Source organism: Gordonia sp. (in: high G+C Gram-positive bacteria) (assembly GCF_047600385.1).
Lineage (GTDB): Bacteria > Actinomycetota > Actinomycetes > Mycobacteriales > Mycobacteriaceae > Gordonia.
Window position 1 is genome coordinate 2,054,085 of sequence record NZ_JASGKZ010000001.1, and the last position, 14,965, is coordinate 2,069,049.

Genomic DNA, 14,965 nt, shown 5'->3' on the forward strand with positions numbered 1-14,965 from the left:
GCGGCTACTCGGCGTTAGGATCAGGTTTCACGGCACGACGACACGACAGCACGACGACACGACAGCAGGACGGCGAGGGAAGGGGTCCGGACGCGATGAGTGAATCCCCGGCTCCGGGCGCCCGGCCCGCGGGTCGTCGGCAACCGGGCCGACCGCGGCTGGTGGAGTCCCGATCGCCCGGCCGCAGCGCCCGCGACGAGATCCTCGAGGCGTGCGCCGAACTGTTCATCAAGAACGGCTACACCAAGACCTCCACCCGGATGATCGCCGAGGCGGTCGGGATCCGGCAGGCCTCGATCTACCACCACTTCGAGAACAAGGACGACATCCTCGACGCCCTGCTGAAGACCACCGTCGCACCGTCGCTCGAACGCGCCCGGGAACTGCTGGCGCAACCGGGCGACCCGCTGGACCGGCTGCTGCGACTGGCGCGGTTCGACGTCGCCCAGCTCGTCGAGGCGGAGTGGAACCTGGGGGCGCTCTACCTGCTGCCCGAGGTCCGCGAACCGCGGTTCGCCGACTTCCGGGCCGCCCGGCGCGCGCTCGCGGGCGTCTACGAGGAACTCGCCGTCGAGGTCCTCGGCGACCGGGACGACGACCGGCGGCTGCTCCCGCACCTGCTGGTGGAGTCGTCGATCATGCTGCGCACCGACGAGTCCGGCGGGGAGCCGGAAGGGCTCAGCGCGACGGCGCCGATCGCCGCGGCGGCCGTGATCGAGACGGTCGTCGGAGCCGTCGAAACACTGCTCCGGGTCGCCCGGAAGGGCTGATCGGCTCCCCGCGACGACACGCCGGGGATGCTACTTACAGCAAGCATCGCTGTTCAGTGGCTTTTCGGCCTGTGCGTTGTCTCGCAAATTCGGGCTCTGGTCGCACGACCTCACATCTCGGGGGAGAATGTCACCGACAAGTTAATCGAAGAGAGTTCCACAAGAACCCACAGATCCTCATCGACCGGAAAGAGGCGACACACCCTATGACCTCGGATAAGCAGAAGATCATCTACACCCTCACCGACGAGGCGCCGCGACTGGCGACGGAGGCGTTCCTTCCGATCGTGCGCACCTTCGCCGAGCCCGCGGGCATCGACGTCGAGACCAGCGACATCTCGGTCGCCGCCCGTATCCTGGCGGCCTTCCCGGACCATCTGACCGACGAGCAGAAGGTCCCCGACAATCTCGCCGAACTCGGTCGCCTGACCCAGTTCCCGGACACCAACATCATCAAGCTCCCCAACATCAGCGCCTCGGTGCCGCAGCTGAACGCGGCCATCGCCGAACTGCAGGAGAAGGGCTTCGCGATCCCGGACTTCCCGCAGTCCCCGAAGACCCCCGAGGAGGAGGAGATCCGCGAACGCTACTCGTCGTGCCTGGGCAGCGCGGTGAACCCCGTGCTGCGCATGGGCAACTCGGATCGCCGCGCCCCCAAGGCCGTCAAGGAGTACGCCCGCAAGAACCCGCACAGCATGGGCAAGTGGTCGATGGCCTCGCAGAGCCACGTCGCCCACATGACCCACGGCGACTTCTACGCCGGCGAGAAGTCGATGATCCTCGACCACGCCTGCGAGGCGCGCATGGAACTGGTCACCGCGAGCGGCGAGACCAAGGTGATGAAGACCGTCCCGCTCGACGCCGGCGACGTCATCGACTCCATGTACATGAGCAAGAAGGCGCTCCTGGAGTTCTACGAGGAGCAGTTCCAGGACGCCAAGGACACCGGCGTCATGCTGTCCCTGCACGTCAAGGCCACCATGATGAAGGTCTCGCATCCGATCGTCTTCGGCCACGCGGTGAAGGTCTTCTACAAGGACGCCTTCGCCAAGCACGGTGAGCTGTTCGACGAGCTCGGCGTGAACGTGAACAACGGTCTGGTCGACCTCTACGACAAGATCGACGCGCTCCCGGCGTCGCAGCGCGAGGAGATCGTCGCCGACATGCACCGGTGTCACGAGGACCGTCCGGAGCTGGCGATGGTCGACTCCGCGCGCGGCATCTCGAACTTCCACTCGCCCAGCGACGTCATCGTCGACGCCTCCATGCCCGCCATGATCCGCATCGGCGGCAAGATGTACGGCGCCGACGGCCGCAAGAAGGACACCAAGGCCGTCATGCCGGAGTCCACCTTCGCGCGGATCTACCAGGAGATCATCAACTTCTGCAAGACCAACGGCGCCTTCGACCCGACCACCATGGGCACCGTCCCGAACGTCGGCCTGATGGCGCAGAAGGCCGAGGAGTACGGCTCCCACGACAAGACCTTCGAGATCCCGGAGGACGGCGTCGCCAACATCGTCGACGCGGGCACCGGTGAGGTGCTGCTCTCCCAGAACGTCGAGGAGGGCGACATCTGGCGCATGTGCATTGTCAAGGATGCGCCGATCCGCGACTGGGTGAAGCTCGCCGTCGACCGGGCCCGGGCGTCGGGCATGCCCGCGGTCTTCTGGCTCGACCCGTACCGTCCGCACGAGAACAACCTGATCACGCTGGTGCGCAAGTACCTCCAGGACCACGACACCGAGGGCCTGGACATCCAGATCATGTCGCAGGTCCGCGCCATGCGGTACTCGCTGGAGCGTGCGTGGCGCGGACTGGACACCATCTCGGTGACCGGCAACATCCTGCGCGACTACCTGACCGACCTGTTCCCGATCCTGGAGCTGGGCACCAGCGCCAAGATGCTGTCGATCGTGCCGCTGATGGCCGGCGGCGGACTGTACGAGACCGGGGCCGGCGGCAGCGCGCCGAAGCACGTCAAGCAGCTCGTCGAGGAGAACCACCTGCGGTGGGACTCGCTCGGCGAGTTCCTGGCGCTGGCGGCCAGCCTGGAGGACCTGGGCCGCAAGTACGACAACGAGCGCGCCTCGCTGCTGGCCCAGGCGCTCGACGCGGCCACCGGCAAGCTGCTGGAGACCAACAAGTCGCCGTCGCGCAAGACCGGTGAGCTCGACAACCGCGGCAGCCAGTTCTGGCTCGCGCTCTACTGGGCGCAGGAACTGGCGGCGCAGACCGACGACGCCGAGCTCGCCGCCCGGTTCGCGCCGCTGGCCGAGAAGCTCGACGCCCAGAAGGACGTCATCCTCGAGGAGCTGTCCGCGGTCCAGGGCGGTCCCGTCGACCTCGGCGGCTACTACGAGCCCGAGGCGGGCAAGCTGCACGCCGCGATGTGCCCGAGCGCCACGCTGAACGCGATCCTCGCCGACGCGTAGTCCTCACCCGGTACGACGACGCCGGCCGCCGCGATCACCGATCGCGGCGGCCGGTTCGCATCGGGGTGCTTCCCGACGATCGAGCCTTCTTCAGTGGTCGAGCATCCCTCGGTGGTCGAGTCGTTTTCGGCGGTCGAGCTGTCTTCGGTGGTCGAGCATCCCTCGGTGATCGAGCGGAGTCGAGATCCCCTCGGCGCTCGGACAGTGGTCTCGACTCCGCTCGACCAACGAGAGGAGAGCTCCGACGAACGAGGGGAGCGCCTCGGTGAGCGAGGGAAGAGCTTCGGTGAGCGAGGGGAGCGCCTCGGTGAGCGAGGGAAGAGCTTCGGTGAGCGAGGGAAGAGCTCCGGTGAGCGAGGGGAGCGCTCCGGTGAGCGAGATTCAGGAGGTGGAGCGGCCGGCCTCGGCATGGCCCAGACCCCGCTCGGGGAAGGCCCGGTCCCGGATCCGGCGCTTGAGTTCGGCCGCGTCCGGGAAGCCGCCGTCGGCGGCACGTTCCCAGATCCGGTGGCCGTCGACGTCGATCCGGAACACCCCGCCGGTGCCCGGCACCAGGGTGACCGACCCCAGTTCGGTGCCGAACGTCGAGAGCAGTTCGCTCGCCATCCAGGAGGCGCGCAGCATCCAGTTGCACTGCGTGCAGAACTCGATGGTCACCGCCGGACGGCCCGGTTCGGGGACGCTCACCGGGTGATCCGCAGGACGTCGTCGTGGAACAGCGCGGGCCAGGCGCGGACGTCGTCGGGGGTGGCGGCGACGGTCAGCTGCGCCTGCGGGAGCAGCTCGATCAGGCGCTCGGCCGTCGACATCGGGTGCGAGGCGTCGTCGATCCAGGCCAGCACCCGGACCGGGACGTCGATCCGCGCGAGCCGGTCCGGATCGGGGAGGTCGGACGCGGCCGCGCCGCGGAACACCGACGGCAGGATCGCCTCGGCCACCTCGGGCAGGGTCTCCGGCCGGCCGACGGTCGCCGGCGGCTCCGGCGCCTCGCGGGTGCGGGCGATGAACGCCTCGATGCCCTCGGTCTCGATCAGCGTCGCCGTCTCCAGATAACCGGCGGCGTGCCCCACCCGCGTCTCCCACGCGGTGGGCGGCAACAGCACCGTCAGACCGGCGAACCGCTCCGGTTCCCGGACCGCCGCGTGCAGGAGCGTCCCGCACCCCATCGAGGTGCCGACGCCGTACACCTTCTCACCGGGGAAACGATGTTCGAGCAGGCTCAGCAGATCGGTCGCGAGGTTCTCCCAGCGGTAGTCGTCGGGCACGGCGCGCCCGGTGGAGAAGCCGTGGCCGCGCGCGTCGTACCGGAGCAGCCGGGTCCCGGACAGGCCGACACCCAGATTCAGGTCGAGCACGTGATCGCGGGCCCGGCTGGAGGTGAGCCCGTGCAGCTGCACCACCGCCTGCCCGCCCTCGTCGCTGAGTACGGTGCTCAGCCGTGCACCGGGAACGTCGAACAGTGTCACGTGACTCCTCCTCGTAACAGTCGTAACGGCCCGGAAATCAGACGGCGCCGATCCGGCAATCCAGCATCGCTACGTTACCGCCATGCGCCTCACCAACGTCGCTCACCTGCGTCTCCCGTTCGGTCGGCTGATGGGATACGACGTCGTCGTGTCCCCGCCGGGCCGTGAACTCCCGGTCTCGTTCGATCAGCGCCGCCATGTCGGCGCCGGGGAACGCCCCGGATCGTGGATGGCGTTGTCGTTCCATCTGCCGCAACCGGTTCCGCGCGATCAGCTCGCCGACGCGTGGCTGGCCGTGATCGCCCGGCACGGCACCCTGCGGACCGCGTTCTCGCCGGGCCCGGACGGACCGCAGCTGCACGAGGTCGCGATCCGTTCGGGAGCCTGGGTGGAGCATCCGATCGGGCCGGGCGAGGCGGTCGACACCGCGCTGCGCGACGTGCTCGACCGGGAGTGCTCGCCGTATTCGCAGCCCGCGCACCGGCTGTGCGTCCTGGAGACCGCGTCCGGTCCGACCGTGGTGATCGCCGCCGACCACTCGCACGTCGACATGTGGTCCATGCTGGTGATCCTGCGCGACTTCCTCGCCGCGCTCGCCGACGCCGCGCAGGGCAGGCCGCCGTCGCTCCCGCCGGTGCCGCCGTTCGCCGAACACACCCGCGCCCTGCGCGACCGTCCCACCGCCCCCGCCGAGGTTCGGAGCCGCTGGGCCGAGATCCTCGCCGACAGCGGCGACGTGATGCCGCGCTTCCCGCTGCCGCTCGGCGCCCCCGAGAACGCCGCCGAACGCGTCGAGGTCCGGGACGTGTTCGACGTCGACGACGCCGCCGGCTTCTCCGCGCAGGCCCGGGCCGAAGGGGTGTCGACGCTCGCGCTGACCGTGGCGACGATGACGCAGGTGACCGACGAGCTCGCCGCGAACCCGTTGCGCGCGGTGTTCCCCGTGCACAGCCGGTACGACGAACGCTGGCACGACTCGGTGGGCTGGTTCATCACCAACTCGGTGATCGAGTGCACCGTCGCCGAACCGAAGGCCGCGGCCGACGCGGTGCGCGAGGCGGTGAACCTGGGGTCGTGGCCGCTGGAGGACGTGCTGGAGCCGTGGGGCGGCATGCCCGACGCGCCCGGCATGTTCGCGATCTCCTGGCTGGACCTGCGCAGGCTCCCGGTCCGGGTCGACGCGACCAGCCTGGAGGCGCAGTACGTCGGCGCCAGCATCCGCACCAACGGCGTGATGCTCTGGTTCATCCTCGACGGCACCGGCCTGCACCTGCGGTGCCGCTACCCGGACACCGAACAGGCGCGCACCAACGTCGGCTCCTGGCTCGACCTCCTCGTCGAACGCATGCAGCAGAGCGCCCGCTCGTCGGTGCGCAGCCGGATCCGGCTGGGCGAGCGGGAGTTCCGGGTCGAGCGGGCCGGTCGGGCCGACGTCCCCGACATCGTGGCGCTGCTGTGCGACGACGAGATCGGGCGCACCCGCGAACTCGGCGAGTACGGCCCGTACGAGGCCGCGTTCGACGTCGTCGCCCGCGATCTCTCGCACTTCATGGCGGTGGTCCGGGACGAGACCGGTGCCGCGGTGGGCACCATGCAGCTGACCGTGCTGCCCGGACTCAGCCGGGGCGGGGCCACACGTCTGCAGATCGAGGGTCTGCGGGTCGCTTCCGCCGAGCGCGGGCAGGGGCTGGGCACCGCGATGCTCGACTGGGCGCACGAGCACGGGCGCGCGCACGGTGCGGAACTCTGCCAGGTGACCACCGACGAGGTCCGGGAGCGGGCGCGTGCCTTCTACGCGCGCAACGGGTACTCCACCGAGCACGTGGGACTCAAGCGCGCGCTGTGAGGCGGGGCGGCGCGGAGCCCCTCCGCCGCGGGTCCCCGTTCCCGGGACGGGCTCAGGCCGGCGGTTCGGGGCGCAGCCAGATCCAGGTGCACATCCCCGTCATGAACACGGTGGCCCCCACCGCCACCCAGACGATCGGCGTCACCGCGAACAGCACCGCGGCACAGACCGCCATGGTGCCGGTGGCCAGCCACTTCGCCCTGCGCGCGACGGCCCCGTGCTGCTGCCAGTCGCGGATCATCGGCCCGGTGCGGGGATCGCTGAGCAGACGCGCGTGCAGGCGGTCCGAGCCGCGGGCGGCGGCGAACGCCGAGAGCAGGACGAACGGCACCGTCGGCAGCACCGGGAGCACGATCCCGATCAGCCCCACCCCGAGGGAGAAGTACGCGAGCACCCACCACAACCAGCGGAACCGGGATCGGACGGGCGCCGGAGACGGAGTGTTCAGCGGCCCGTCCCGTCGGCGTCGTCCACCACCGGGGGACCGGTCACCGCGAGCGCACCGTAGAACATCGGCAACGACGTCGCCGCGTCGAGACGGCGTCCGATGTAGGGGATCGGCTTGAGGCACGCGATCGCGTCGGCGGCCTGCCCGGCAGCGGCCGGCAGGTAGAGGTCGGGATCGCGGAGGCGCGACGCCGGTGAACGGTTCTCGGTGCGCATGGGCCGACTCTACGACTCGCGGCCGACTCGGAACAGTCCCGCGACGACGGCCCCGCGACGGCCCGGGCGGGACCTGATCGATTCCGCTGCGCCGTAAGTGCGCTCACGTCACGATGGAGCCATGAGTGAGACGACCGCCGTGACCGTGCGCATCGCCGGGCCGATCGGCACCCTGACCCTGTCCGAACCCCGGCGCCGGAACCCGCTGTCCCTGGAGACCATGCGTGCGGCCACCGCCGGCCTGCGCGACCTCGCCGCGGATCCGCGGGTGCGGGTGATCGTGATCGCGGCGGAGGGCCCCGCCTTCTCCGCCGGGCACGACCTCACCCAGCTCGCGGGCCGGACCGTCGAGGAGGAGCGGATCGTCTTCGATGCGTGCGGCGAACTGATGGCCGCCGTGCACGACGTCCCGCAGCCGGTGATCGCGAAGGTGCAGGGCACGGCGCTCGCGGCGGGCTGTCAGCTGGTGGCCGCCTGTGATCTCGCGGTCGCCGCCGACGACGTCCGGTTCGGCACCCCCGGCGTCAAGATCGGGCTGTTCTGTTCGACGCCGATGGTCCCGCTGACCCGGGTCGTCGGCCGTAGACGGGCCATGCAGATGCTGTTGACCGGCGACCTGATCGACGCGACCACCGCCCTCGACTGGGGACTGCTCAACCAGGTGGTGCCGGGCGCCGACCTCGATGCGACCGTGCAGGCCCTGGCCGAACGCATCGCGGCGTCGAGCAGCGCGACCCTGGCGATCGGCAAGCGCGCCTTCTACGAGCAGATCGACGTCTCCGAGCCCGACGCCTACCGGCTGATGACCGAGACGATGGCGACCAACGCCGTGACCTGCGATGCGCAGGAGGGGATCACCGCGTTCCTGGAGAAGCGGGATCCGGTCTGGTCGGACCGCTGACGCCCCCGTCCGGATTCTCGAACACCCGGCGGTGTGGCCGCGACCCCGCGCACGCGGCAGACTGGATCGTATGAAACCCGGTGACACCGCCCCCGACTTCGCCCTGCCCGACCAGACCGGCACCGTCCGGACCCTCGCCGAATTCCTCGCCGACGGCCCGGTCGCGCTCTTCTTCTATCCCGCGGCGTTCACCCCGGGGTGCACCAAGGAGGCCTGCTACTTCCGCGACCTGGGCGCGGAGTTCGCCGCCGCCGGGGTGCAGCGGATCGGCATCAGCCGCGACGCCGCGGAGAAGCAGGGCCGCTGGACCGAGCAGCACGGGCTCGACTACCCCCTGCTGGCCGACGTCGACGGCGCGGTGGCCCAGGCGTACGACGTCGGGCGCGGCGGCCTGCTCAAACTGGCCGGGATGCCGACCAAGCGCACCACCTTCGCGATCCACGCCGACGGCACCGTCGCCGAGGTGATCTCGTCCGAGGTCAACATGAACGTGCACGCCGACAAGGCCCTGGCCGCGCTGCGCTCCTGAGTCCTCGACCGGCGAAGAGATTCGAGCGTGGTCTCGACTCCGCTCGACCTGCGAGGAAGGGCGCTCGACCCGCGAGGGGCGGTGCTCGACCTGCGAGGAACGGCGCTCGACCTACGAGGGAAGGAGCTCGATCGTGCGGGGTGCTCCTCGCTGGTCGAGCGGAGTCGAGACCTCCGCCGTCGCGCCGAATTCAGCCGGCGGAGGGCCGTTCGCCGTCGAGTGCGTCCACCGCGATGCCGTAGGGCAGGAAACGCACCCGGCGGCCCGCATCGGTGTTGTGCTGGTTCGCGCGCAGGGCCTCGATCTCGGTGGCGAACACCTGCTCCACACGGGGTCCGGCGTCGTCGACGAGGAGGATCGCCCACACTCCGCCCGCCGGCTCGGGTCGCGGCGCGGCGGACTCGGGAGCCGAACGTGCAGGAGCGGCGGGCTCGGCCGGTGCGGGCTCGGGTCGGCGCGGCCGGGCGGCGGCGTCGGTCAGCTTGGACCACGCGGCCTGACCGCCCTGACCGGCCAGGAACTTGCCGACCATGTCTTTGAGACCTTCGCCCACCTCGCGGGCGAAGGTGTCGAAATCGTCGTCGGCGGGTCCGAAGGGGTCTTTCTCGGCCATGGTTGGATTCCTCCCGGTCCGTGCGAGTACCGACCTCCACGGTACCGATATCCTCGGCGCAGGCGCCCTCCTCCGGCGCTCCGGACGAGCCCGCCGTACCCGGTCCGCGACAAGACGGTGGTGAAGGAGATCAGTCATGTCGTGGATCGTTCTGGTCTGCTCCGGAGTCCTCGAAGCCGTCTGGGCCACCGCGCTCGGCAGAGCCGAGGGGCTGAGCCGACCCGGGCCGACGATCGTCTTCGCCGTCGCACTGCTCGCCTCCATGGCCGGGTTGGGCTACGCGATGCGGGAACTCCCGACCGGCACCGCGTACGCGGTCTGGGTCGGGATCGGGGCCGTGCTCACCGTCGTCTACGCGATGGCGACCGGCGCCGAAGCGGTCAGCACGGCCCGGATCGCGTGCATCCTCGCGATCGTCGGCGGTGTGATCGGCCTGAAACTGGTGAGCTGACGCGCCGGTGCCCGACCCCGTCCGCGCGGCCGGTCAGCGCCCGGTCCAGCGCGGCTCGCGTTTCTGCACGAAGGCGGTGATCCCCTCGATCGTGTCCTGGCTGACGATCACCCGGTCGAGGATCGAGACGCTCTCCCGCACCGCGGTGACCGTGTCGGGTTCGACGTCGGCGGCGGCCGCCGCGGCGATCGTGGCCCGCACCGAGGTCGGCGACGCCGCGAGGATCTCGGCGGCCGCCTCCCGGGCGAGCTCGAGCACCGTCCCGTGCGGGGCGACCCGGGAGACCAGCCCGTACCGCAGCGCCTCGTCGGCGTCGAGCCGCCGGCCGGTCAGCAGCATGTCCCGGGCGACGGCCGTCGGGATCGTCCGCGGCAGCCGGACGAGTCCGCCCGCCGCGGCGACCAGTCCCACGCGGACCTCGGGGAGCGCGAAGGAGGCCTTCTCGTCGGCGACGATCAGGTGGCAGGCCAGCGCGGTCTCCAGCCCGCCGCCCATCGCGAACCCGTTGACCGCCGCGACGATCGGTTTGGGCAGCTCCCGGCGCGAGGTGAGTCCGGCGAACCCGTTCGCCGGCACCGCCAGCGCGCCGACCCCGCCGCTCGCGGCCAGGTCGTTGCCGGCGGAGAAGGCCTTGTCGCCCGCGCCGGTCAGGATCGCCACCCACAGGTCGGGGTCGGCGAAGTAGGCGTCGAAGATCTCGTCGAGTTCGGCGTTGGTCTCGGCGCGCAGCGCGTTGCGGGCCTCGGGCCGGTTGATCGTGATCTCCAGGACACGTCCGTCGCGGCGGATCGCCACGTCGCTGTACGAGTCGCGGAAGCCGGTCGGCCGCACCGGTCGCAGACGATCCATGGTCGCCCGGTCGACGGCCACCAGGTTGCCCCCGGCCGACGACCGCGCGAAGACCTCGGTGCCGACGGGATCGTCGTCGCCGCACAGCCGCGCGAACAGGGCGTCGTCGCCGCGGACGACGGTCGCCAGGAAACGCTCGCCGTCCGGCAGACGGCCGACCACCAGGCCGTTGCGGGAGTCACGGTCCGGGTCGGCGACGGTGAAGGTCTCGATCACCGCCGGGCCGTCGGCGTAGCGGCACAGCCGGACCCGTTCGGCCCGATCGAGGGCGGCCTGCATCTCCGGCGACGTCGACGGTCGCCACGGCGCGGGCGCGGTGGAGTAGATGCCCACCGAGAGCTTGCTCAGCACACCGCCGTTGGCGGTGACCAGGCCGAACGCACCGGGATCGCGGCGCACTCGCTGCACGATCTCGGCGATGCCGTGCATCGAATAGTTGTTGCCCGGCCCGCCGAAGTAGGGGAGGCCGCCGGTGGCGGTGAGACCCCGGGGATCGTCGGGGCGCAGCCCGAACTCGTCGGCGACGGTGAAGACCGCGACGGGGAAGCAGCTGTAGAGGTCGAGGTGGTCGATCCCGTCGATGTCGGTGCCGGCCATCGCGAGGGCTTCGCGCAGCGCGGCCACCGCGGCGGGGCTCCGCGACAGGTCCGGGCGCACCGGCATCGGCTGTTCGACGGCATCGGCGTGCCCGTGCAGGAACACCCACCTCTCGGGCGCGATACCGGCCGCGGCGGCGGCCCGGACCGACATCAGGACCACCGCGGCGGCCTGGTTCACCTGGTCCCGGGCGATGAGGCGGCGCGGGTACGGCAGCGAGACCATCCGGTTGGACTCGGACGGTTCGACCAGTTCGGCGGCGGTGCGCTCGCGCGGTGCGGCGGCGAACGGATTCCGGGCGGCGACCCGCGTCATCGGGGCGAACAGCTCACCCATCCGCTGCGCGTACTCGGCGCGCCCGAGACCCAGCCGGTGTCGGCGGGCGTTCTCCAGCAGCGCGTACTGGTTGGTGGGCAGCACCAGTCCGTGTTTCACCTCGTCGACGGAGGTGAGGCCCGCGATCCCGAATCCGCGGTCCTCCAGCCGGCCGCCGACGTGTTCGGTGAAGTCGGGCCGCGGCTCGCCCTCGGCCCGCGGGCGGCGCACGGTCGACATCACCTCGGCGCCCAGCAGGACCACCGTGTCGGCGCGGCCCGCGGCGATCTCGCCGGCGAACTCGGTCACCAGATGCTGCGGGCTCTGCCCGCCGGCGACCTCTTCGACGGCGCGGCGCGGATCGATCCCGACGCGGGCGGCGACGGCGCGCGGCATGTTGTCCGGGCGGCCGCAGGGCGAGACCGCGACGGGGGTGGACCTCTCGAACGAGCGGACCGCCGCGACCACGTCGACGTCCGGTCTCGGCCCGTCGGCGGGCAGCCCGGCGTCGTCGAACGCGGCGGTGACGGCCCGCGCGGCGAGGTCGGCTTCGCCGAGGGCGGCGTAGTCGGGGTCGGTCAGGCGTTCGGCGGCCTGTCCGACCCCGACGAGCACCGGCGTGGTCGGGTCGAGGTCGGTGATCGAGACGGGCCGATCGAGCATGCGCGGGCTCCTTCGCACGAGAGTGTCCCGCACCTTACCCTTGAGTCAGATGGCGATCGTGGGAATCGTGAGGAGACGCGTGGGAGTTCTCGCACCGGCCGACGCCGACATGTTCTGGCGGTCGCGGATCGCCGTCAACGATCAGTTCCTGCTCTACGGCTTCGCCGCCGAGCGCGGTGCCCGGGCCCGGGCGGAGCCGGTGCTCGACGAACTGCGGCAGCGCGCCGAGGGCGTCGCCGACCTGCATCTGCGGGTGGCCCCCGCGCCGGCGGACCTGGCCTTCCCGCGGTGGTGCCCCGCCGTGATCGACGACGACGCCGTCGTCCTCCATCCGGGCATCGAGACCTGGGACCGCTGCCGAGCGGCGGTGGCCGCACTGCTCACCCGCGGCGTGGACGCCACCGTGCTGCCGTGGCGGCTGCACCTGTTCGGTCCGGTCTCCGGGGCGCCGCGCGCCGACGGTCCGGCGTGGATCGTCGTGTTCCAGGTGTCCCACACGTTGGCCGACGGGCGACGCGCCGCCGCGCTCGCCCGGGCGTTGTTCCGGGATCGGACGGGGGAGGCCGCGGCGTCGTTCCCGGACGATCCCGCGCCGTCCCGGCCGCCGGGCCCGACGGCCGCCCTGCTCGGCGCCGCCCAGATCCCGGTGCGGCTCGCCGCGGGACTCGGCCTCGGACTGCTGGCCTGGCAGCGGGAACCGGAGCGGACCGCACCCCGCACCATGCCGGCCTCCGTGTTCAACCAGGCCGCGGGGGCGCGGCGCCGGATCGACGTCCTGGTCCTGGAGACGGCCGCCCTGCGGGCCGCGGCGGTCGGCGGCCCGGCAGTCGGCGGCCCGGCAGACGGCGCGGTCCGGCCGTCGGTGACCGCGGCCTTCCTGACCCTGCTCGCCGAAGTCCTGGCCGAGGCGCTCCCGGCGACGCCGCTCGACCGGCTCGCCGTCGAGCTCACCGTCGGAATCCCGCGGTCCGGGGAGGCCGCGGCGCCCGGCGGCGCCCGCAACGACTTCCGGACCGTCGCCGTGGCCCTGCACCCCGGACTCGACCGCGCGGAGCGGACGGCGGCGATCGCCGCCCAGATCGCCGCGGCGCGGACCGCCGCCCCGGCCGGGCGGGCGGGCCGGTGGGCCGCCGCGGTCACGCCCCCGGTGCTGCGCGCGACGGCCGCCCGGCTCGCCGCCGGCGCCCCGACACCGGAGGAGGTCGCCGGGGCGACCGTGGTGTCGTCGGTGCACCGGGGTGCGGCGGACCTGCGGCTGGCCGACGGCTCCGTGCTGTTCACCGCAGGATTCCCGGCGCTGTCGGCCGCGCACGCGACGACGATCGGTCTGCACGGGCTCGGGGACGCCGTCACCGTCTCGCTCACGACGGACCCGGAGGCGGTGGCCGACGCCGATCGTCTGGTCGGCCTGCTGACGGCCGCCACGGCCCCGTAGAGTGCCCGGACATGAGCTACGTCACTGAGAATCCGGCGACCGGCGTCGTCGAACGCACCTTCGAGACCCTGACCGAGGAGGGCGTCCAGGACGTCCTCGCGCGGGCCGACGGGGCCTATCGGGCCTGGCGCGAGACGGCGATCGACGAACGGGTGCGCATGCTGCGCGCCACCGCGGCGGCCTACCGGGAGCGCGCCGACGAGCTGGCCGCGCTGATCGCGACGGAGATGGGCAAACCGCTCTCGCAGGGGGCCGGCGAGGTGGAGCTCACCGCGATGATCTACGACTGGTACGCCGAGCACGGTCCGGCGCTGCTGGAGACCGAGGAACTCGCCCCGCAGGGAGCGTCGTCGTCGGTGGTCACCCGCGCACCGATCGGCCCGATCCTGGGGATCATGCCGTGGAACTTCCCCTACTACCAGGTGGCCCGATTCGTGGCCCCGAACCTGCTGCTGGGCAACACCGTCGTGCTCAAGCACGCGCCGATCTGTGCGGCGTCGTCGGCGGTGATGGCGCAGATCGCGCACGCCGCGGGCGTCCCCGACGATGCGTTCTGCCACGTGTACGCGACCGACGAGCAGGTCGCCGACATGCTCGCCGACCCGCGGATCCAGGGCGTCTCGCTCACCGGGAGCGGTCGGGCGGGGGCGGCGGTGGCGCAGGTCGCGGCGCGGAACCTGAAGAAGTCGGTCCTGGAGCTCGGCGGCAGCGATGCGTTCATCGTGCTCGACGCGCCCGACCTCGCCGCCACCGTGAAGGCGGCCGTCGCGGGCCGGCTGCGGAACTGCGGTCAGGCGTGCAACGCACCGAAACGGTTCATCGTGCACAGCGACCTGTACGACGAGTTCGTGGAGCGCCTGACCGCGGCGTTCGCGGCGAGCACGGTCGGCGATCCCGTCGATCCGGCGACCCGGGTGGGGCCGCTCTCCTCGGTCGCCGCCCGGGATCGGGTGGTGGCGCAGGTGCGCCGCGCGGTGGAGCAGGGGGCGACGCTGCACACCGGCGGCGAGCCGCTCGACCGGCCGGGCGCGTTCATGGCGCCCGCCGTCCTCACCGGCGTGACCCCGGAGATGGAGGCGTACCACGAGGAGATCTTCGGGCCGGTCGCCGTCGTGTACCGGGTGGACGACGACGAGGAGGCCGTCGCGCTCGCGAACGACGTCGAATACGGGCTCTCCGGCTCGGTGTGGAGCGAGGACACCGAGCGCGCGACCCGGATCGCCGATCGACTCGAGGTCGGGATGGCGTTGGTGAACGAGCACGGGGTGACGCTGCCCGGGCTGCCGTTCGGCGGAGTCAAGGCGTCCGGGTACGGGCGGGAACTGGGCCCGTGGGGGCTCGGCGAGTTCGCCAATCTGCGACTGCGCCGGATCGGCAGACCGCGCACGGCGAAATAGCGGTGCACACAGCGATCGGGCGGAGCCGGAATCCC

General features: G+C 71.9%; 14 protein-coding genes and 1 riboswitch. Of the genes, 8 read left to right on the forward strand and 6 right to left on the reverse strand.

Annotated features, from left to right (window positions below; genetic code table 11):
• Positions 1-95: 95 nt before the first annotated feature.
• Together QM809_RS09095 and QM809_RS09100 are read left to right on the forward strand one after the other, a co-directional pair.
• The gene (locus tag QM809_RS09095) at positions 96-770 is read left to right on the forward strand and encodes a TetR/AcrR family transcriptional regulator (protein ID WP_415045459.1); all 675 of its coding nucleotides are present in this window, start codon (positions 96-98) and stop codon (positions 768-770) included.
• 206 nt (positions 771-976) lie between these two features.
• Positions 977-3,205, forward strand: a complete 2,229-nt coding sequence (locus tag QM809_RS09100; RefSeq protein WP_415045460.1) for an NADP-dependent isocitrate dehydrogenase — start codon at positions 977-979, stop codon at positions 3,203-3,205.
• A 381-nt stretch (positions 3,206-3,586) separates the two neighbouring features.
• Here the strand turns inward: QM809_RS09100 and QM809_RS09105 are convergent, their stop codons facing one another.
• Complete coding sequence (locus tag QM809_RS09105; RefSeq protein ID WP_415045461.1) at positions 3,587-3,892, reverse strand: SelT/SelW/SelH family protein; 306 nt, start codon at positions 3,890-3,892, stop codon at positions 3,587-3,589.
• Complete coding sequence (locus QM809_RS09110) at positions 3,889-4,671, reverse strand: alpha/beta fold hydrolase (protein ID WP_415045462.1); 783 nt, start codon at positions 4,669-4,671, stop codon at positions 3,889-3,891. Before QM809_RS09110 ends, QM809_RS09105 begins: the two co-directional genes overlap by 4 nt.
• Positions 4,672-4,753: 82 nt before the next feature.
• Between QM809_RS09110 and QM809_RS09115 the strand changes: the two genes are divergently transcribed.
• The gene (locus QM809_RS09115; RefSeq protein WP_415045463.1) at positions 4,754-6,517 is read left to right on the forward strand and encodes a GNAT family N-acetyltransferase; all 1,764 of its coding nucleotides are present in this window, start codon (positions 4,754-4,756) and stop codon (positions 6,515-6,517) included.
• Between the two features lie 52 nt (positions 6,518-6,569).
• Here QM809_RS09115 and QM809_RS09120 read toward each other — a convergent pair whose 3' ends face one another.
• On the reverse strand, positions 6,570-6,911 hold the full coding sequence (locus QM809_RS09120) for a YbaN family protein (protein WP_415045464.1): 342 nt from the start codon (positions 6,909-6,911) through the stop codon (positions 6,570-6,572).
• A 50-nt stretch (positions 6,912-6,961) separates the two neighbouring features.
• The gene (locus QM809_RS09125) at positions 6,962-7,180 is read right to left on the reverse strand and encodes a hypothetical protein (protein ID WP_415045465.1); all 219 of its coding nucleotides are present in this window, start codon (positions 7,178-7,180) and stop codon (positions 6,962-6,964) included.
• Positions 7,181-7,301: 121 nt separating this feature from the next.
• On the opposite strand from QM809_RS09125, the gene QM809_RS09130 reads away from it, so the two are divergent.
• Positions 7,302-8,081 (forward strand): enoyl-CoA hydratase, encoded by a 780-nt coding sequence (locus tag QM809_RS09130; protein WP_415045466.1) that lies wholly within the window; start codon positions 7,302-7,304, stop codon positions 8,079-8,081.
• Positions 8,082-8,151: 70 nt separating this feature from the next.
• Positions 8,152-8,610: a peroxiredoxin gene (locus tag QM809_RS09135; protein ID WP_415045467.1), complete on the forward strand. Its 459-nt coding sequence runs from the start codon at positions 8,152-8,154 to the stop codon at positions 8,608-8,610.
• Positions 8,611-8,800: 190 nt separating this feature from the next.
• Here QM809_RS09135 and QM809_RS09140 read toward each other — a convergent pair whose 3' ends face one another.
• On the reverse strand, positions 8,801-9,223 hold the full coding sequence (locus QM809_RS09140; RefSeq protein WP_415045468.1) for a hypothetical protein: 423 nt from the start codon (positions 9,221-9,223) through the stop codon (positions 8,801-8,803).
• A gap of 58 nt (positions 9,224-9,281) precedes the next feature.
• Positions 9,282-9,347: riboswitch (guanidine-III (ykkC-III) riboswitch) on the forward strand.
• 12 nt (positions 9,348-9,359) lie between these two features.
• On the opposite strand from QM809_RS09140, the gene QM809_RS09145 reads away from it, so the two are divergent.
• A complete protein-coding gene (locus QM809_RS09145; RefSeq protein ID WP_415045469.1) occupies positions 9,360-9,674 on the forward strand; it encodes a DMT family transporter in 315 nt (104 codons plus the stop codon).
• A 33-nt stretch (positions 9,675-9,707) separates the two neighbouring features.
• Here the strand turns inward: QM809_RS09145 and QM809_RS09150 are convergent, their stop codons facing one another.
• Positions 9,708-12,098, reverse strand: a complete 2,391-nt coding sequence (locus QM809_RS09150) for an acetyl-CoA acetyltransferase (protein ID WP_415045470.1) — start codon at positions 12,096-12,098, stop codon at positions 9,708-9,710.
• A 79-nt stretch (positions 12,099-12,177) separates the two neighbouring features.
• On the opposite strand from QM809_RS09150, the gene QM809_RS09155 reads away from it, so the two are divergent.
• Positions 12,178-13,533 (forward strand): hypothetical protein, encoded by a 1,356-nt coding sequence (locus QM809_RS09155; RefSeq protein ID WP_415045471.1) that lies wholly within the window; start codon positions 12,178-12,180, stop codon positions 13,531-13,533.
• Positions 13,534-13,544: 11 nt separating this feature from the next.
• Entirely contained in the window at positions 13,545-14,930 is a 1,386-nt protein-coding gene (locus tag QM809_RS09160) for an NAD-dependent succinate-semialdehyde dehydrogenase (RefSeq protein WP_415045472.1), read from the forward strand.
• Positions 14,931-14,965: the final 35 nt, after the last annotated feature.

What these genes read in the sequence shown, in the direction of transcription:
- QM809_RS09095 (WP_415045459.1), top strand. Translation starts at nt 96, where the DNA reads ATGAGTGAATCCCCGGCTCCGGGCGCCCGGCCCGCGGGTCGTCGGCAA.
- QM809_RS09100 (WP_415045460.1), top strand. Translation starts at nt 977, where the DNA reads ATGACCTCGGATAAGCAGAAGATCATCTACACCCTCACCGACGAGGCG.
- QM809_RS09115 (WP_415045463.1), top strand. Translation starts at nt 4,754, where the DNA reads ATGCGCCTCACCAACGTCGCTCACCTGCGTCTCCCGTTCGGTCGGCTG.
- QM809_RS09125 (WP_415045465.1), bottom strand. Translation starts at nt 7,180, where the DNA reads ATGCGCACCGAGAACCGTTCACCGGCGTCGCGCCTCCGCGATCCCGAC.
- QM809_RS09130 (WP_415045466.1), top strand. Translation starts at nt 7,302, where the DNA reads ATGAGTGAGACGACCGCCGTGACCGTGCGCATCGCCGGGCCGATCGGC.
- QM809_RS09135 (WP_415045467.1), top strand. Translation starts at nt 8,152, where the DNA reads ATGAAACCCGGTGACACCGCCCCCGACTTCGCCCTGCCCGACCAGACC.
- QM809_RS09140 (WP_415045468.1), bottom strand. Translation starts at nt 9,223, where the DNA reads ATGGCCGAGAAAGACCCCTTCGGACCCGCCGACGACGATTTCGACACC.
- QM809_RS09145 (WP_415045469.1), top strand. Translation starts at nt 9,360, where the DNA reads ATGTCGTGGATCGTTCTGGTCTGCTCCGGAGTCCTCGAAGCCGTCTGG.
- QM809_RS09150 (WP_415045470.1), bottom strand. Translation starts at nt 12,098, where the DNA reads ATGCTCGATCGGCCCGTCTCGATCACCGACCTCGACCCGACCACGCCG.
- QM809_RS09160 (WP_415045472.1), top strand. Translation starts at nt 13,545, where the DNA reads ATGAGCTACGTCACTGAGAATCCGGCGACCGGCGTCGTCGAACGCACC.